General features: G+C 65.9%; 12 protein-coding genes. 7 read left to right on the plus strand and 5 right to left on the minus strand.

Going from position 1 to position 18,582, the window contains the following annotated elements; translation table 11 throughout:
• The first annotated feature begins 72 nt into the window (after window positions 1-72).
• The 3 genes from QW863_RS05880 to QW863_RS05890 all read left to right on the plus strand — a co-directional run bounded on the left by QW863_RS05880 (window position 73) and on the right by QW863_RS05890 (window position 3,704).
• Window positions 73-1,158 (plus strand): malate/lactate/ureidoglycolate dehydrogenase, encoded by a 1,086-nt coding sequence (locus QW863_RS05880; protein WP_315714913.1) that lies wholly within the window; start codon window positions 73-75, stop codon window positions 1,156-1,158.
• Between the two features lie 131 nt (window positions 1,159-1,289).
• Window positions 1,290-2,069, plus strand: a complete 780-nt coding sequence (locus tag QW863_RS05885; protein ID WP_315714912.1) for an HpcH/HpaI aldolase family protein — start codon at window positions 1,290-1,292, stop codon at window positions 2,067-2,069.
• Between the two features lie 111 nt (window positions 2,070-2,180).
• Window positions 2,181-3,704 (plus strand): altronate dehydratase family protein, encoded by a 1,524-nt coding sequence (locus QW863_RS05890; RefSeq protein WP_315714911.1) that lies wholly within the window; start codon window positions 2,181-2,183, stop codon window positions 3,702-3,704.
• A gap of 207 nt (window positions 3,705-3,911) precedes the next feature.
• Here QW863_RS05890 and QW863_RS05895 read toward each other — a convergent pair whose 3' ends face one another.
• Window positions 3,912-4,109: a hypothetical protein gene (locus QW863_RS05895; RefSeq protein WP_008964013.1), complete on the minus strand. Its 198-nt coding sequence runs from the start codon at window positions 4,107-4,109 to the stop codon at window positions 3,912-3,914.
• A gap of 432 nt (window positions 4,110-4,541) precedes the next feature.
• Here QW863_RS05895 and QW863_RS05900 point away from each other — a divergent pair, with 432 nt between their 5' ends.
• The 4 genes from QW863_RS05900 (at window position 4,542) to QW863_RS05915 (ending at window position 11,773) form a co-directional block, all read left to right on the plus strand.
• Window positions 4,542-7,856 (plus strand): transglutaminase family protein, encoded by a 3,315-nt coding sequence (locus QW863_RS05900; protein WP_315714910.1) that lies wholly within the window; start codon window positions 4,542-4,544, stop codon window positions 7,854-7,856.
• 30 nt (window positions 7,857-7,886) lie between these two features.
• Window positions 7,887-10,418, plus strand: a complete 2,532-nt coding sequence (locus QW863_RS05905) for a circularly permuted type 2 ATP-grasp protein (protein ID WP_315714909.1) — start codon at window positions 7,887-7,889, stop codon at window positions 10,416-10,418.
• A complete protein-coding gene (locus tag QW863_RS05910; RefSeq protein ID WP_315714908.1) occupies window positions 10,415-11,293 on the plus strand; it encodes a transglutaminase family protein in 879 nt (292 codons plus the stop codon). Before QW863_RS05905 ends, QW863_RS05910 begins: the two co-directional genes overlap by 4 nt.
• Window positions 11,294-11,392: 99 nt before the next feature.
• On the plus strand, window positions 11,393-11,773 hold the full coding sequence (locus QW863_RS05915) for a hypothetical protein (RefSeq protein ID WP_315714907.1): 381 nt from the start codon (window positions 11,393-11,395) through the stop codon (window positions 11,771-11,773).
• Between the two features lie 733 nt (window positions 11,774-12,506).
• Here QW863_RS05915 and QW863_RS05920 read toward each other — a convergent pair.
• The 4 genes from QW863_RS05920 to QW863_RS05935 form a co-directional block, all read right to left on the minus strand.
• Complete coding sequence (locus tag QW863_RS05920) at window positions 12,507-13,400, minus strand: SMP-30/gluconolactonase/LRE family protein (RefSeq protein ID WP_315714906.1); 894 nt, start codon at window positions 13,398-13,400, stop codon at window positions 12,507-12,509.
• Window positions 13,401-13,581: 181 nt separating this feature from the next.
• Window positions 13,582-15,630: a PQQ-dependent sugar dehydrogenase gene (locus tag QW863_RS05925; RefSeq protein ID WP_315714905.1), complete on the minus strand. Its 2,049-nt coding sequence runs from the start codon at window positions 15,628-15,630 to the stop codon at window positions 13,582-13,584.
• Between the two features lie 13 nt (window positions 15,631-15,643).
• The gene (gene nhaD, locus QW863_RS05930) at window positions 15,644-16,927 is read right to left on the minus strand and encodes a sodium:proton antiporter NhaD (RefSeq protein WP_315714904.1); all 1,284 of its coding nucleotides are present in this window, start codon (window positions 16,925-16,927) and stop codon (window positions 15,644-15,646) included.
• Between the two features lie 115 nt (window positions 16,928-17,042).
• A complete protein-coding gene (locus QW863_RS05935; protein WP_315714903.1) occupies window positions 17,043-18,569 on the minus strand; it encodes a cryptochrome/photolyase family protein in 1,527 nt (508 codons plus the stop codon).
• Window positions 18,570-18,582 lie beyond the last annotated feature (13 nt).

An 18,582-nucleotide genomic window follows, 5' to 3' on the forward strand; every position in this document is an offset into this window, starting at 1 on the left:
AGGGCGTGCGTCGCAGGCATGGCAAACCATGCTAACTCTGTTTTCGCATGCTGATCGAACCCGCGAGTTGTCATGGTCACTATCAAGGTTGCGCATCTCATCGATTTCGTTGCCGACGTCTTCGAACACGCCAATTCCTCGCCGGAGGAGGCCCGCTGGATCGCGACCTATCTGACGACGGCCAACCTGACAGGGCATGACAGCCACGGTGTGATCCGCGTGCCCGTCTATATCCGTTGGCAGAAGATGGGTTCGATCGTGCCCAACCAGACCGCAGAGGTCGTGGTCGACACCCCGTCGCTGGTGGTCGTCGACGGCAAGTTCGGCTACGGTCAGACCGTGACACCACAGGCCGTGAGGATCGGCATCGAGCGTTGCAAGAAGAGCGGCTTGGCTGCGTTGGCGCTGCGCAATTCCGGCCATCTCGGCCGGGTCGGCGACTGGGCGGAAATGGCCGCCGCCGAGGGGCTCGTCTCCATTCATTTCGTCACGGCCGCAGGTTCACTGCTGGTGGCGCCCTATGGCGGAGTCGAGAAGCGGTTCTCCACCGCGCCATATTGTGTCGGCATCCCGCGCCAGGGAAAGGATCCCATCGTGCTCGATTTCGCGACCTCGATCGTGGCCGAGGGAAAGGTCTTGGTGGCGAGCCGCGGCGGCAAGAAGCTGCCCAAGGGCGCCTTGATCGATGCCGACGGGACGCTCAGCGAGGATCCGGCGGTGCTCTATGGACCCTATGAGGCCGAGGGGACGCGCGACCACACCAAGGGGACGGGAGCGATCCGCGCCTTCGGCGAGCACAAGGGCTCTGGTCTCGCCTTCATCTGCGAGCTGCTCGGCGGCGCCTTGACCGGCACCGGGGCGACGTCGGCAAATCGGCGCTTTGCCAACGGCATGCTCGCGATCTACATCGACCCGAAGGTGGTCGATCCGGCGAGCTTCTTTGATGGTGAGATCACCCGCTATACGGATTTCATCCGGGCGACCAAGCCGGTCTCCGGCGTTGATCAGGTGCTGGTGCCGGGCGATCCCGAGCGCAAGATGCGGGCCGAGCGTACGGCCAATGGCGTGCCCTTGCCCGATGACACCTGGGCGGCAATAGTGAACACGGCACGCGAAGTGGGTGTCAGCGAAGCGAGCATTCAGCGGGCGACATCGTGAAATCAGTGTGACTGCGGGTGGTGCGAAGCATCCATGCTCAGATGGAGCGGGATTGCATTGCGTTGCGCCATCGGCGAGAACGAATTCTAACGAGACGGATCGGTTGAACAACAAGGGAAGGAAACGCAGTCGTGGCGAACAATAAGGTCAAGCAACTCTGGGCCGAAGGCAAGACGGTGGTGAATGCCTGGCTCGCGATCCCCTCGGGCTTCTCCGCGGAGGTCGTGGCTCAGTGCGGCTTCGACAGCGTCACCGTGGACATGCAGCACGGGGTGCAGGACTATCTGTCGATGGTGCAATGTTTCCAGGCCATGCATGGCCATCCGGTCACGCCGATGGTGCGCGTGCCGTGGAATGAGCCCGGCATCATCGGCAAGGTGCTCGATGGCGGCGCCTATGGTGTCATCTGCCCGATGGTCAACACAGCGCAGGAAGCCCGCAACCTCGTTTCCTATTCCAAATATCCGCCGAAGGGTGTGCGCTCCAACGGTCCGATCCGCTCGGGCATGTATGGTGGTGCGGGCGAGTATCAGAAGACGGCCAACGACGAGATCGTGCTGCTGCCGATGATGGAGACCAGGACCGCGGTCGAGAACATGGAAGCCATTCTCGATGTCGAAGGCATCGACGGCGTCTATATCGGACCCTCCGATCTCGGCTTTTCCTATGGCCTGGTGCCGAAGCTCGATCGTGACGAGCCGGAAATCCTCAAGATCTATGAGAAGATCGTGAAGGAGTGTGGCAAGCGTGGGCTCAATCCCGGCATTCACTGCAGCGGCGCCGAGGGTGCGGTCCGCGCCATCAACATGGGCTTCAAGCTCGTGACCTTGTCGAACGAGGTCGGCCTGATGCAGGTCTATGCCCGCCAGCAGGTCGCGCAGACCCGCAAAGACTCCGGCGGCAAGGCCTGAGGCGAATTGCGAATAGGGAGTAGCGAATAGGGGATTCATTCAATCGCTATTCGCAACTCGCTATTTGCATGCCTGTTTGCGACCTACCGATACAAACGAAGAGAGACTGCCATGGCTCCCGCCCCCGTCATCCGTCTTCATCCCGAGGACAGCGTCCTGATCGCGCGTGCGAGTCTGCCGCCCGGCCTCGCGGTTGCCGATGGCGTGGCCACGGTGGACCGCATTCCGGCGGGGCACAAGGTCGCGGTGCGTCCGATCGCGCAGGGCGAGCCCATCCGCCGCTACGGCCAGATCATCGGCTTCGCGACCGCGCCGATCGCGCCCGGGCAGCACGTTCATACACAGAACTGCGGCATGGGCGATTTCGCCAAGGACTACGCCTATGGCGTCGACGTGAAGCCGACGCCGAATTTCGATCTTCCGGCGACGTTCGAGGGCATTCGCCGGCCCGATGGCCGGGTCGCGACCCGCAACTACATCGGCATTCTGACCTCGGTGAACTGCAGCGCGCATGTCGCGGGCCTCGTTGCCGACGTGTTCAAGCGCAATCCCTTCACCGGTGACGATCCGCTCGCCGACTTCCCGAACGTCGACGGCGTCGTGGCGCTGACGCACAAGACCGGCTGCGGCATGACGCTCGACGAGCCGCTGAAGCTGCTGCGGCGAACCCTCGGCGGCTACGCGCGGCACGCGAACTTCTCTGCGGTGATCGTGCTCGGCCTTGGTTGCGAGGCCAATCAGATCGGCGGATTGATGGAGGAGCAGAAGCTCGCCGGCCGCCTGCGGGCCATGGACATCCAGGAGGTCGGCGGCACCCGCAAGACCGTCGAGGCCGGTATTGCTTTCGTCAGGGAAGCGCTCGCCGACGCCAACTGGGTCAAGCGCGAGACGGTTCCGGCCAGCGAACTGACAGTCGCCCTTCAATGTGGTGGGTCCGACGGCTATTCCGGCATCTCGGCCAATCCGGCGCTCGGTGCGGCAAGCGATCTGCTGGTGCGACATGGTGGCACAGTGATCCTGTCGGAGACGCCCGAGACCTACGGCGCCGAGCATCTGCTGACGCGCCGCGCAGTCAGCCGCGACGTCGGCGAGAAACTCGTCTCCCTGATGCGCTGGTGGGAAGAGTATACCGCGCGTGAAGGGGCGGAGATGAACGCCAATCCCAGCCCGGGCAACAAGGCCGGCGGCCTGACGACGATTCTCGAGAAGTCGCTTGGCGCGATGGCCAAGGCCGGCAGCACCAATCTGGTCGACGTGCTGCATTATGCGGAAGCCGTCACCAAGAAGGGCTTCGTGTTCATGGACACGCCCGGTTACGACCCGGTTGCGGCGACGGGGCAGGTGGCCGGCGGCGCCAATCTCGTCTGCTTCACCACCGGCCGCGGCAGCGTGTTCGGCTGCAAACCGGCGCCGTCCATCAAGCTCGCGACCAACACGCCGATGTACAAGCGGATGGAAGACGACATGGACGTGAATTGCGGCACCATCCTCGACGGCGAGGAGACGGTGCAGGAATGCGGCCAGCGCATCTTCGAATTGATGTTGAAGACCGCCTCGGGGCAGCCGACCAAGAGCGAGAGCTTCGATTTCGGCGGGGCCGAGTTCGCGCCCTGGGTGCTCGGCGCGACGATGTAGCTGGATCACTCAGCTATTCGGCGGCCCCTATCGGGGCTGCGGTCCGGTGTCCCGGCATCTGATCGCAGCTGAGATCGCAAGTTAACTGAGACTGGATCGCAACTGAGATCAGATGACAGGTGAGCGCGCCGCCATGGGCTGGCTGTCGTGGGCAGTCCGTCATGGGCTGGCCCTGCCGACGCTCGCGCGACAGCGGCGCCGAGCAATTTACCGCTGGTGGCCCAGGCCGATGCCGAGCGCCAGAGCCTTCTGACGGAGCGAGCCTTCGGTCCGCTTCATCGCCTTGGCGATCTTGGCAACCGGGGTCTTGGACTTCGAGTGCTGCTTCAGCAGCTTGATGTCGGCGGGCGTGTAGGGTTTCCGCGCCAACTTCTTGGTAGCTGCCTTCTTAGCTGTCTTCGCCACTTGATTCTCCTTTTGGCAATGATGGTCCTAAATAGCATGTGTAGTCGAGCTATCAAGCGATTGCGGCAAATGCAACGCTATTAGTTCTTGTTAGTTCATCATTCGGGGTTAATCCCTGCTTTGACGACCTGGTCAATCTTCCGTGAGCGCCTGCGCGCCTTCCTGTGGACAACTCTCCGCGTGCGGCCGGATAGGTTGTTTGTTCTTCTCTCGTTCTTCGTGACGGGCCCGATTGAGGCGCGCAGCGGCCGGAAAAGCGACCGGTGCGTGCAGCGGAGACACCTGATAGGGCGGCTCAACTGGGCCGGCGCGGTCCAAATGCCGCCTTTCGGGCTTAGGATCGTCCAATAGGCAGCTCTGCCCTTTGTTAGTGCTTGATCCCTAAGCACAGCAATGTTCTGCTTAAAAAAGTTGCTGGAGCGCCGAAGCCTCGTGTCAATCTACGTCGCATTACATCACGTCACCCATTACAAATACGATCGTCCGGTCGAACTGGGCCCGCAGACCATCCGCCTGCGTCCTGCACCACATACCAGGACCCCTGTGCTGAGCTATTCGCTCAAGGTCACGCCGCCCAACCATTTCGTGAACTGGCAGCAGGATCCGCAAGGCAATTGGCTGGCCCGCTACGTTTTCCCCGAGAAGGTGAACGAACTCAAAATCGAGGTCGACTTCACGGCACAGATGACCGTGATCAATCCGTTCGACTTCTTCGTCGAGCCTTACGCCGACAGTTTTCCCTTCGCCTATCCGGAGGGCCTCAAGGTGGAACTGGCGCCCTATCTCGAGACGATCGAGCCGGGGCCGTTGTTCGCGGAATACTTGAAGTCGATTCCCCGCGATGCGGACAACACGGTCAACTATCTCGTCGAACTCAATGCGCAGTTGCAGAAAAAGATTCGTTATATCATCCGGATGGAGCCTGGCGTTCAAACGCCGGAGGAGACGCTGTCGTCGGCCGCCGGCTCCTGCCGCGACTCGGCGTGGCTGCTGATCCAGACGCTGCGGCATCTCGGGCTCGCCGCTCGCTTCGTCTCCGGCTATTTGATTCAGCTTCGTCCCGACATCGATCCGGTCGAGGGGCCGGTCGAGGTCGAGAATGATTTCACCGATCTGCATGCCTGGGCCGAGGTCTATCTGCCCGGCGCTGGATGGATAGGCTTCGACGTCACCTCGGGCATGCTGGCGGGCGAGGGACACATCCCCGTTGCTGCGACTCCCCACTATCACTCGGCCGCGCCGATCAGCGGCAGTGCCGGAGTTGCCGAGGTCAACTTCAACTTCGAGATGAATGTGAGGCGCATCCGCGAAGCGCCGCGGATTACCCGGCCATTTTCGGATGAGGCGTGGGACCGGCTCGACCGCCTCGGCGAAGCCGTCGATGCCGATCTCGCCGAAAACGACGTGCGCCTCACGATGGGCGGCGAGCCGACCTTCGTGTCGATCGACGACATGGAATCGGCGGAGTGGAATACGGCTGCCGTCGGCCCGGCCAAGCGCGGGCTCGCGGACAGCCTGATCCGGCGTCTGCGCGCGCGTTTCGCGCCCGGTGGCCTGCTGCATTACGGACAGGGCAAGTGGTATCCCGGCGAAAGCCTGCCGCGCTGGGCGTTCGGACTGTATTGGCGCAAGGACGGTGAGCCGATCTGGCGCAATCCGGATCTGATCGCCAGCGTCGATGGCCCGCGCAGGGCGACGATCCAGGATGCAGAGCGTTTCCTGGACACGGCCGCCGAGACGCTCGGGCTCGAGCCGGACTACGTGCTGCCCGCGTTCGAGGATCCCGCGCATTGGCTGCAGAAGGAAGCCGCGCTGCCCGAGAACGTCGACGCGCTCGACTCCAAGCTCGCCGATCCCGAAGAGCGCGCGCGCATGGCGCGGGTGTTCGACGAAGGGCTGCACATTCCGCGCGGCTTCGTGCTGCCGATCCAGCGCTGGAATGCGCAGCCCCGGCGCTGGCGCAGCGAGCGCTGGGGCCTGCGGCGCAAGCGCCTGTTCCTGATTCCCGGCGACTCGCCGCTCGGTCTGCGGCTGCCGATCGGCTCGCTGGCCTACATTCCGCCGGAGGATTTCCCGTACATCCACGAGCAGGACCCGATGGAGCAGCGCGGGCCGCTGCCGATGTTCACGCAGGGGCGTCCGGTGATCGTGCCGCAGGTACCGCCGCTGCCGAAGCTCGATCGCGCGCCGAAGCCGCAGCAGGACGTTCAGTATCAGTACTGGGGAGGGCTCGGCGTCCGCACTGCGATGTCGGTCGAGATCCGCGATGGCATTCTGTGCGTGTTCATGCCGCCGGTCGAAACCATCGAGGACTACCTGGAGCTGGTCGCAACGGTCGAAGCGACGGCCGAGTCGATGCAGATCAAGGTTCACGTGGAGGGCTATGCACCGCCGTTCGATCCGCGCATCGAGGTCATCAAGGTGACGCCCGATCCCGGCGTGATCGAGGTCAACATCCAGCCGGCCGCGAGCTGGCGGCAATCGGTCGACATCACCTTCGGACTTTATGAGGATGCCGCGAAGGTGAGGCTCGGCGCCAATCGCTTCCTGATCGATGGTCGCCACACCGGCACCGGCGGCGGCAATCATGTCGTCGTCGGCGGCAGCTCGCCGCAGGATTCGCCCTTCCTGCGTCGCCCCGATCTGCTGAAGAGTCTCGTCCTGTATTGGCAGCGGCACCCGTCGCTGTCTTATTTGTTCTCCGGCATGTTCATCGGGCCGACCAGCCAGGCTCCGCGCATCGATGAGGCGCGCCACGACAGCCTTTATGAGCTCGAGATCGCGCTCGCCAACGTGCCACGGATCGGGCAGAGCGTGCCGCTGTGGCTGGTCGACCGGCTGTTCAGGCATCTGCTCGTCGACATCACCGGCAATACCCACCGCTCGGAGATCTGCATCGACAAGCTGTACTCGCCGGAGGGACCGACGGGCCGGCTCGGACTCGTGGAGTTCCGCGCGTTGGAAATGCCGCCGGATCCGCGCATGTCGCTGGCGCAGCAGCTTCTCATCCGTGCGCTGATCGCCAAATTGTGGCGCGAGCCGCAGGACGGCCGGTTCGTGCGCTGGGGCACGGCACTGCACGACCGCTTCATGCTGCCCCACTTCATCTGGGAAGACTTTCTTGATGTCCTGGATGAGCTGCGGTCGTCCGGCTACGACTTCTCGCCGGAATGGTACCAGGCGCAGCTCGAATTTCGCTTTCCGACCTTCGGCCGCGTGCAGCATGGCGGCGTGACCCTGGAGCTGCGGCAGGCGCTGGAGCCCTGGCATGTGCTGGGCGAGGAAGGCGCCGCGGGCGGCACCGTGCGCTATGTCGATTCCTCGGTCGAGCGACTTCAAGTCAAAGCCGAAGGTTTCATCGAAGGCCGCCACCTCATCACCTGCAATGGTAGGAGGATGCCGATGACCTCGACCGGACGGTCGGCAGAAGCGGTGGCGGCGGTTCGTTTCAAGGCATGGCAGCCGGCCTCCGGCCTGCACCCGACGATCCCGGTGCATGCGCCGCTGACCTTCGACCTGATCGACACCTGGAACGGCCGTTCGCTGGGCGGCTGCGTCTATCACGTCGCCCATCCCGGCGGCCGCAACTACGATACCAAGCCGATCAACTCCTACGAGGCGGAGGCGCGGCGGCTCGCCCGCTTCCAGGATCACGGCCACACTCCGGGACGAATCGCGCTGCCGCCGGAGGAACGCACAAATGAATTCCCGATGACCCTCGACTTGCGCAGGCCGCTCCTGCATTGATGGCACGGAGTTTGTGCGGAGGACCAGGGTATGGACGGCTCGAGCGGCCAGGACCAGGGAGCGAGCGCCGCCGGTCGGCCGGCGGCACGTTCTCCGCTGCGCCGGGCCGAGCATTGGGCCCGCGACTACACCCGGCTCCCCGGCATCCCCGATGAGTTCATCGGGGCCGACGGCCGTCCGCGACCGGTCTGGACCCGCTTTGCCGAGACCTTCGCCGCACTCGCGCCGAGCGACATCGAGCGCCGCTTCGCCTCCGCCGATCGCCATCTGCGCGAAGCCGGCGTCACCTATCGCTCGCCGGGCGACAACGCCGAGCGATCGTGGCCGCTGAGCCATCTGCCGCTGCTGATCGACGAGTCCGAATGGGCTCAACTGTCCCAGGGCATCGTCCAGCGCGCCGAGCTGTTCGAACGGGTGCTGCAGGACATCTACGGCGAGGGACGGCTGGTGGCGAGCGGCGCGCTGCCGGCAGCCGCCGTCGCCGGGTCCAGCGAATATCTGCGCCCGGTCTGCGGCGTCAAACCGCCCGGCGGCCGCTTCCTCAGCATCTACGCCGCCGATATCGGCCGCGGGCCCGACGGCGGCTGGTGGGTGCTCAACGACCGCACCCAGGCGCCGTCCGGCATGGGCTATGCGCTGGAAAATCGGCTGGTGCTGTCGCGCGCCTTCTCCTCGATCTACAAGTCCATGAACGTGGAGCGGCTCGCGCCGTTCTTCGAAGCATTCCGCGATGCTCTGCGCGCCAGCGCCGATCGTGACGAGCCGCGCATCGGCGTGCTCACGCCGGGCATGTTCAGCGAGACCTATTTCGAGCACGCGACGCTGGCGCGCTATCTCGGCTTTCTGCTGGTCGAGGGCGACGATCTCGCTGTCAGCGGCGACCGCGTGCACATCCGCACCGTCGCCGGCCTGAAGCGCGTCGACGTGCTGCTGCGGCGGCTCGATTCCAACTCGCTCGATCCGCTCGAACTCGATGCCGGCTCGCGACTCGGCGTCGCCGGCCTGATGGACGTCGTGCGCAAGGGCGGCGTGGTGATCGCCAACATGCCGGGTTCCGGCGTGCTGGAGGCGCGCGCGCTGCTTGGCTTCCTGCCGAGCCTCGCGCGGCGCGTGCTCGGTGAGGATCTCAAGATCCCGCACATCGCGACCTGGTGGTGCGGCCAGAAGTCCGCACGCGACGAGGTGCTGTCGCGGCTCGAGGAGTTCGCGATCGAAGGCGCCTATGGCCGCGCCGTGCCCGGCTTCGCGAGCAGCGGTCCGGTGCTCGCTGGTGAGCTCTCGGCCGCCGAGCGCGAGCGGCTGCGCGCCGCGATCAGCCAGCGCGGCATCGATTATGTCGGCCAGGAGGTGGTGCGGCTGTCGACCACGCCGGTGTGGGAGGACGGTCGGATCGCGCCGCGGCCGTTCGTGCTGCGGGTGTTCGCTGCCGCCACGCCCGACGGCTGGACCGTCATGCCCGGCGGCTTCTGTCGCATCGCCGACAAGCTCGATGCGCGCGCGGTGTCGATGGGCGACGGCGCGCGCGCCGCCGACGTCTGGGTGGTCGCCGACAAAGCGGTGGCGGCGCGCACCTTGCTGCCGGGCTCCGACAATGTGCGGATACGCCGCATCGCCGGCGTGCTGCCGAGCCGCGCCGCCGACAATCTGTTCTGGCTCGGACGCTATCTGGAGCGCGCCGAGGCCACCGTGCGGCTGATCCGGGCGCTCGCAGCCCAGCATCGTGATCCCGGCAAGGGATCGCCGGCGCAGCTCAACACCTCCGAGCGTATCCAGCGGCTGTTGCTGGCGTGGGGCGCGGTTGAGCAGACCTCGCGCAGCAAGGGATTTCAGGTGGCGGCTGAGGCCCTGCAGGCCGAGGCGCAGTTCGGCTCGGCGCTGTCGCTGCTCAGATCGGCTCAGCGCACCGCGACCTCGCTGCGCGAGCGCCTCTCGCCCGACGCTTGGCAGGTCATCACCGAGATGCCGAATCGCCTGGCGCAGGAGGCCGAGGATGAGGACGCCGTCGTCAGCATCGCCGAGCTCACGCTCGACCGGCTTGCGAGCTTCGCCGGCCTTGCCCAGGAGAACATGAACCGCGCCGCCGGCTGGCGCTTCCTCGACATGGGGCGCCGCGCCGAACGCGCCATCAACACCGCGCGGTTCGCGCGGCAGTTCGGCTATGACGAGGCGACGCCCGAGGATCTCGACGTCCTGCTCACGCTGGTCGACTGCCAGATCACCTACCGCTCGCGCTATTTGATCGGCCCGTCGCTGGCGCCGATCCGCGATCTCGTCGTGCTCGACCTCTACAATCCGCGCTCGGTCGCGTTCCAGGTCGAGCTGCTCAACGAGCACATCGCGAGCCTCCCGGTGCTGAAGGAGAACGGGCTGATCGAGCGGCCGCAACGCCTCGCGATCTCGCTGGGCGCGCGGCTGACCGCGGCGGAGGCGGCCCATCTCGATGGCCGCGCCTTGTTTGCACTGGAGCAGGACCTGCTCAATCTGGCGGAGGCGATCGGTCAGCACTACTTCCCACACGGTCCGAACGCGACGCGGCCGGAAAAGCTGACGGGCCTCGCGTGATCTACGACATCCGCCATGTCACCACCTACGAATACGGGAGTGCCGTCAGCTTCGCGCGCTGCTCGCTGCGCCTGGAGCCGCTCAGCGGCGACGGCCAGGAGTTGATCTCGCACAGCGTTGACATCCGCCCGCGTCCCTCGGAGCGGACGGCGCGGCGCGATTTCTTCGGCACACTGACCGAGAGCATCGTGATCGACACTCAGCACCGCCACCTGCGCATCGACTCGCGCTCGCGGGTGAAGCTGTCGCGCACGCCGCCCGAGCGCGATGCGCCGAGTGCGGAGTGGGAGCAGGTGCGCGATGCAGCTTTCGAGGCGACGAGCCTCGGCCCGTCGTCGCCGATCGGCTACGTCTTCGCCAGCGCGCTGGCGCCGGTGCTGGAGCCGGTGACGGACTACGCCGCGGCGAGCTTCTCCGCCGAGACGGGGATCGTAGCCGGCGCCGCCGATCTGATGCGGCGCATCCGCAAGGAGTTCAGATACGATCCGAAGGCGACCGTGATCTCGACCCCGCTGCGCGAGGTGTTCGACAATCGCCACGGCGTCTGCCAGGACTTTGCTCACGTCATGATTGCCGGCCTGCGCGGTCTCGGTCTCCCCGCGGCCTATGTCAGCGGCTATCTGCGCACCATCCCGCCCGAGGGCCGGCCGCCGCTGCAGGGCGCCGACGCCACCCATGCCTGGGTGTCGCTGTGGTGCGGCGACGACCTCGGCTGGATCGGCTTCGATCCGACCAACGATCTCCTGGTCGGCAATGATCACATCATCCTCGGCATGGGCCGCGACTTCTCCGACGTCTCGCCGGTCGATGGCATCATCGTCGGCTCGCGCAAGCAGAAGCTCGGCGTCGCCGTCGATGTCGTGATGGTCGAGTAGGGTTCCCTGACCGGGAACGGTCGGAACATTTTTCCCGCATCGCACTTGATCCGCCCGAGGGGCCCGAATGGGGGCTGGCTGACCCTTTCGAGCGATGGAGTGATCGACATGAAACGTGTTGCAATCGTCATTGGCCTGGTCGGCGCCTGCGTCGCCGGCAGCGCCTCGGCCCAGCCGAGTGCGAACCTCACCGGCACCTACCGCTGCATCCAGATGTGCCGCGACGGAATGATCGGCGCGCCGGCCTTCGTGACGCAGAACGGCGATGCCGTGAACCTGACCACCGAAACCGGCGAGTCCCTCCAGGCCTGGCCGGACTGGAATGCTCCCAATAGCCGGCTTTGGATCGACGCACGTGACGAAAGCGCAGTGTATTCGCCCGACGGCATGCGCATCCAGTTCGACGACGGCCGTGTCTGGGAGCGCGACCTGCCGCCGCCGCTCATCGTGCGCCGCGCGCCGGTGGTGTACGGGCGATAAGCGATCGCCATTGCTATCGAGGCTCTCGCGCACGCGGGGGCCTTGATTTGCGGGTGAGATGAAAGGTGCCGGCCTCACGATCCAGTACTCGCCGGAAGGGGTGATGAATCGAGACGCCGCGGCGTACCGGATGCCCGCCTGCGCGGACATGACACGGGGTACGGGGCGGCGTTCTCGCGACACGATCTGTCCGAGTCATGAAGGATAGCTCGAACCCTCTGAGAACAAGAGGGCGCAGGGAATGCCGGGTGATGGCCTCACCCATGGCCCGCCTGCGAAAAGAATGCAGGCGGCAGGAACCACAGGTGCAGCCGGATCAACCCGGCATTCCCTGCGCGATGGCTTTACGGCTTATACGTGGTCTCCCTGGTGCGCCGGGCTTTCTGGCCACCATCCCCAGCGCGATCGTATTGCGCCAGGTTGACACCAGCATCGGGGTGTCGGGACATCACGACTTCACCGTGCGCATCATGCCGTTCGTCCGCGCGACTGATCACGCTGCAGCACCACACGCCCACCGCTCCCCAGGCTCCACGTTCGTGACGACCGCGATACGCCCCTCTCACGAGCCCGGGTTGGCCGGAAACATCGGTCTGATTTGCCCGACGAGGCAAGTGGGCAAGCGTGCGACAAACTGGCACGACGGGCAATTCGAGCATGGCGGATATGCGCGATCTATTAGTTGTCGTTCAGACAGCGAGCGGCATGCTCAATCCGGCACCAGCAGAGAAGCTCAGCACTTCCGCATCTGCAAACAATGCTCTCGCCCCTCGACATCAGTCCGAAACGACTCGATGAAGCCGCCCTGGCGCTGGGTCACATACACGGTCTTGCCGTCGGTGCCGCCGAAGGCGAGGTTGGTCGGCTCCTTGGCTTTCAGCGCGATCTCCCGGATCATGCGCCCATCCGGCGCCAGCATGGCGATGCTGCCCTTGAGGATGCGCGCGACCAGCAGCCGGCCGCTGGCGTCGGTGCGCAGTCCGTCGATCGTGTTCGGCTCGAAGGTCTTGATCAGCTTTGGCCGTGTCAGCGCGTCGCCGTCGATCGCATAGGACCAGAGCTCGCCGCTGTTGGATTCGCCGACATAGAGCGTGCGGCCGTCTGGGCTGAGATCGATGCCGTTGGCGGTGCCCATGGCACGCGGCGCCGACATGGCTGCGCCTTGCAAGGATCCGTCGGGTCCTTTCGCGATCCGCCAGATGCGGCCGCTGCGCGCCTTCCAGTTGGGATCGCTCGCATAGATCGTGCCGTCGCGCGCCAGCGTGATGTCGTTGGGCTGGCTCATGTCATCGGCATGGAAGACGAGGCGGGGCTCGGTCGTGCCGGGGGCGATGGCGAAGATGTTGTGGCGCTTGTAGTCGGCGACGAACATCGTGCCCGTGGCGTCGATGCGGATGGCGTTGCCAATGCTGTTGTCGGGCAGCTCGGTGAACTTTTCGGAGGCCGTCGCCCCCGGCGCGAGCTTGCCGATCGTGCCGGCCTTGCCGAGATTGACGACGAACAGATTGCCGTCGCGGTCGACGGCGGGCCCCTCGATGCCGAAGGTGTATTCGCCGGATGGAGTGAGCTGGGTGCTCTCGAACAGTTTTGGTGCGGCGAGGGTGGGCGCGCTCGCAAGCAAGAGCATGAGAACAGTCGCCAAACCCGAGATGCGTAGGGTGGACAAAGGCGCAGGGCGACGCCGCTTGCGCCCGAACGCACGCTCGTGCGCGCCGTGCCCACCAGCATCAGCGCCGGTGCGCGCGGCCGGTGGGCATGCGCCGCCTGCGGCGGTCGCTTTGCCCACCCTACGGCCCATTGCAAGCCGGTCAGAGCGGCACCAGAAACTGCTGTTGGATGTAATAGCCATTGTCGTCCGTACAGGTGCCGTTGAGGTAGGTATCGGCGGGCCGGAAGAAACGGCTGAAGCCGGGCTTATTGACGGCAGACCTCTCGGTCATCACGACGACCTTGCCGAACGGGATCTCGCCGCATTCGCGGCCGTCGCCGGCGAAGAACTTGCGATGCGGAGGGCCGCCCGGTTTCACCCGCATCCTGGTTCCTGGAATCATACGCGCGACCAGATCGTCCGCCACATCAAGTACCCTGGCGTAGCCTGGTTCCGTCTTGATGAGGTTGGCGCCCGGCGGCATCTGCCGCTCGGCACCCAATCCGCGCAATCGTTGACGCAGCCGGCCGGCTTCGGGATCGCCCGGATAGATCCAGCCGTCTTGCGCCAGCATGAAGCGCAGCACGGCGCGGTCCTTGTCGTCATCGGATTGCTCGGCCTTGAGGCCGAAATCCGAATGGCAGCCGCTGCAATGTTTTTCGATCAGGCTCCTGCGCACGGTCGTGAGCCGCGCGCGACTCGCCGCGTCCTGCATCACGAAAGCCGCAAGCCGGTCGATCAGCGCCTCGCTCCTGATGTCGCAGGGCAGGGGTTCGGGGGCCGCCTCGCCAGAGCGGTCGATGCGGATCACGGTCTGGTTCTTGTCCTCGACCAGCCAGATCGCGCCGTCGTCGGCGATGGTCATGCCGACCGGCGCGCCCTGCGGCCGGATGCCGTTGACGCGATGCCACCCCGTGATGATCTCGTCGAACGCGGCGGCCGGCGCGGGACCGGCTGCGGTCTGGAAAGCGCGGGTTGGCTCGGCGGCGCAGCTCACATGGTAGCGCACCGGCGCCGGGCTCAGCTTGGGGAAGCCGTGCGGGTCGACCTCGAAGGCGAGTAGCCGGCTGCCGGTCGGCCGATAGCCATGCAGGCCGACCAGCAGCTTGCCCTTCAGGTCGTCGAAGCGATCGCCGGTGTAGTAGAGCATGCCGAGCGGCGCGCCATGCGGCGGCAGCAGCGACCAGGGCTGCTTGTAGAGCGTGGTGGTGTTGCAGAGGTTCTTGAGCGCGCCGGACTGCAGCACGCGCTTGAATTCCGGGCTCGGCGTCGTCAGGTCGTAGCAATAGGGCCAGCCATAGTGGCGGCCTTGCTCGATCGCGTTGATCTCCTCGTTGGGCGCGAAGATGTCCTGCAGGTCGCGCGCGTTCTCGCCCTGCAGGAACGCGGTGCCGGGATCGGGAAAGCGCGGATGCAGCGCCAGCGCCATCGAGTTGCGCAAGCCGCGCGCGAACACCTCATGGGGCGGAGCGGAATCGCCGGGTTTCAGCGCTGGAAAGAGGCCGCCGGCGGGCGGCGTGAACAACCAGATGGAAGCCAGCGGCGAGGTGCCGTCGCCCGCCGCGCAGGGGTGCGTGATCGGCGCCGGCGACAGGCAATTGTCGCTGTGCGAGCCGATGTTGACGAACAGCCGCCCGTTGCGGTCGAAGGCGAAGGCCTTCAGCGGATGCGCGCTCTCCGCGATCCGGGTGCCGTCCGGCAAGGTCAGGCGGCGCCCGGGCAGATCGCGGATGATGGTCTCGATGGTGGCTCTCGGGTTCGCGGCGAGCGGATCGAAGCGGAAGATCGCGGTGTCGGTCGAAGCGTAGATCCTGCCGTCGGGACCCGCGGCGAGGCCGAACGGATAGGACAGCCTGGTGATCGCCTCGCGGACGCGCTGGCCTGCGGGCGCCGCGGGATCGAGGATGAGGAGGCGGCCGTCGTCATGGCCCCAGCCACCCATGTCCGCGATCACGAACAACGGATGGCCGGGAATCTGCACGATGCTGCGGGGAAATCGCAGGCCGTCGTCGCGGCTGGCGACGAGGCCGGCGCAGAAGCCGGGCTTCATGTCGATCTGGAGGCGCGGAAAGGTGAGGGCGCCGTCGCCGCAACTGGCCGGGCCGAGCGCGTAGCCGCTGCGGATCGTTGCGTCGTCGGCGCGGCCAGCTCCGATGCCGATGAGCATGGCGGTCGCGACGGCTGCAAGACTATGCCACGACCATCCCATGCGTCGATCCCTCTCAGTGAAGCAGATTGTACTGGATGACGTAGGCGGCGGCGCCGGCAAAATAGCCAAGCAGGGCGATGCCGCTGATGCGCCGGACGTACCAGAAGAAGTGGATGTTCTCGAGCCCCATCGCGGCGACGCCGGCCGCGGAGCCGATGATCAGGATCGAGCCGCCGGTGCCGGCGCAATAGGCGACGAACTCCCACAGGAAGCTGTCCGGCGGAAACTGGCTCAGGCCGTACATGCCCATGGACGCTGCGACCAGCGGCACGTTGTCGATGACGGCGCTGGCGAGGCCGAGCACGATCACGATCAGGTCGAGCCGGCCGACGGTGCGGTCGAGCCATTGCGCCAGCGCTTGCAGAATGTGGGTGTGCTCCAGCGCTGCGACGGCCAGCAGGATGCCGATGAAGAACACGATCGAGGGCATGTCGATCCGGGTCAGCGCATGCACGAGCGTCAGGCGCTGCTTCTGCTCCGAGGCCTTCTCGCGATGGATGATCTCGCCGACCATCCAGAGCAGGCCGAGCCCGAACAGGATGCCCATGAACGGCGGCAGATGCGTCACCGCCTTGAACACCGGCACGGCGACCAGGATGCCAAGGCCCATGAAGAACATCAGATTGCGCTCGAACGGCAGGATCGGGCTGATCGAGGCGAGGCCGGCGCTCGCGGGCGGCACGAGCTGCTTGCCGCGCAGCGTGACGCTGACGACGGCGAGCGGCACCAGCAGGTTCAGGAGCGAGGGGATGAAGACCGATTTCATGATCGCGAGCGGCGTGATCTGGCCGCCGATCCACAGCATGGTGGTGGTGACGTCGCCGATCGCCGACCACGCGCCGCCGGCATTGGCGGCGATCACGATGATGGCGGCGAACACGAGGCGATCTTCGTCACGCCCCGACAGCTTCTTCATCAGCGACACCATCACGATCGCGGTGGTGAGGTTGTCGAGCATGGCGCTGAGGAAGAAGGTCACGAAGCCAACCAGCCACACCAGCGTGACCTGATTCCTGGTGCTGATCAGCGAGGTCACGACCTCGAAGCCGTTGTGCGCGTCGATGACCTCGACGATGGTCATCGCCCCGATTAGGAAGAAGATGATCTGCGCGGTCGAGGCCACGGACTCGTTGAGCTCAGCCGCAACGGCCGGCGCGGTCCCGCCCATGACGGCGTAGATGGTCCACATCAGGCCGGCACCGACCAGAGCGGTGGCGGCCTTGTTGATCCGGAACGGATGCTCCAGCGCCACCACGGCATAGGCGAGCGTGAAGACGGCGACGATGGCAGCGGTCATGGGTGAGGCATTCCGGGCTCGATCGGCGGAGTGCCGGGATGGAACTGCCCAAGATATGACTGATCGGCGTCCGGCCAGCAAGCCGTGAGCGCTGTTCAGACCGGCGAACGCCGGATTACACCAGGGCCGACGCGATCGCGTCGGCGTGGCTGCGGATGGCGCGGATCTCCGCCGCGCTGCGGCGCTCGAGATTGACGTACTGGTTGCGCATGCGGCCATTATTGGCGAAGCGGCGGCGATGCTTGGCGAGGAAGCTCCAATACAGCGTCGTGAACGGGCAGGCCCTGTCGCCGGTCGCCTGCTTCGGATCGTAGCGGCAGTTGCGGCAATGGTCGCTCATGCGGTCGATGTAGTGGCCCGACGCCGCATAGGGCTTGGTGCCGACCACGCCGCCGTCGCCATGCTGGCTCATGCCGAGCGTGTTGGGCAGCGATACCCAGTCGATGGCGTCGTGAAACATCGACATGTGCCAGAGGTGCACATCGTAGGGCCGGACGCCGAGCAGCATCGCGAACAGGCCGAGCACCATCAGCCGCTCGATGTGATGCGCATAGGCATGGTCGATGGTGTGGCCGATCGCCTGCGCCAGGCAGCGCATCTCGGTCTCGCCGGTCCAGTAGAAGCGCGGCATCGGCAGGCCGGCGTCGAGCGCGTTCTCATCGGCGTAGTGAGGCATGCGCTGCCAATAGATGCCGCGCACGAATTCCCGCCAGCCGATGATCTGGCGGACGAAGCCCTCGAGCGCGTTCAGCGGCGCGTTGCGGCTCTGAAGCGCGGCCGCGACCACCTCGCGCGGATTCAGCATGTGCAGGTTCAGCGCGCCCGACAGCCGCGAGTGATACAGGAACGGTTCGTCGCTCAGCATCGCGTCCTGATAGGTGCCGAACAAGGAGAGGCGCCAGCCGGCGAAATCGGAAAGCTCGGTCAGCGCGTCGACGCGCGACACCGGCAGGTCGAAGCGGTCGAGCTTGCCGGGACTGTTGGAGAAGCGCGCCGCGACCAGCTTGAGCACGTCGCGCGTGATCGCGTCGGGCGCATAGGATCTGGCGACGGGGATCGGCGGGCGCGACTTGCCGAATCCCTTGCGGTTCTCGGCGTCGAAATTCCAGCTGCCGCCGACCGGGCGGCCGCTCTCGTCGATCAGGATGCCGGTCTTGCGCCGCATCGCGCGGTAGAACGTCTCCATGATCGGGCGCGGATGGCGCTCGGTGAAGGCGTCGAACTCCTCCGCCGTGCACAGGAAGTGGCGGTCGGCGCGGATGTCGGGCCGCTGCGGCAGCTTGCGCAAGCCCTCGCGCACGCGAAAATCGCCGGGCTCCAGCACGATGGTCGCCGCAGGCCGCAGCGCCGCCTGATGCCGCGCGATCTCGCTGTCGAGTGCGCCGGTGTTGGCGGGATCATCGAGCCGGACGTAATGGACGGTGCGGCCGCGGCTCTCGAGATCGGCGCGGAAGTGGCGCATCGCCGCGAAGAAATACGCGATGCGCATCTTGTGCTGCGGAACGTAGCTGGCCTCGTCGCTGACCTCCATCTGCAGCACGGCGTCCTGCTCCGGGTCGAAGCCGTCGAAGGCCGCCGAGTCCGCATCGAGCTGGTCGCCCAGCACGATGACAAGGTGTCTTACGGCACGTGTCCTGGTCATGGGACCTTGGTCA

It is taken from the genome of Bradyrhizobium sp. SZCCHNR1017 (assembly GCF_032381375.1).
Classification (GTDB): Bacteria; Pseudomonadota; Alphaproteobacteria; order Rhizobiales; family Xanthobacteraceae; genus Bradyrhizobium.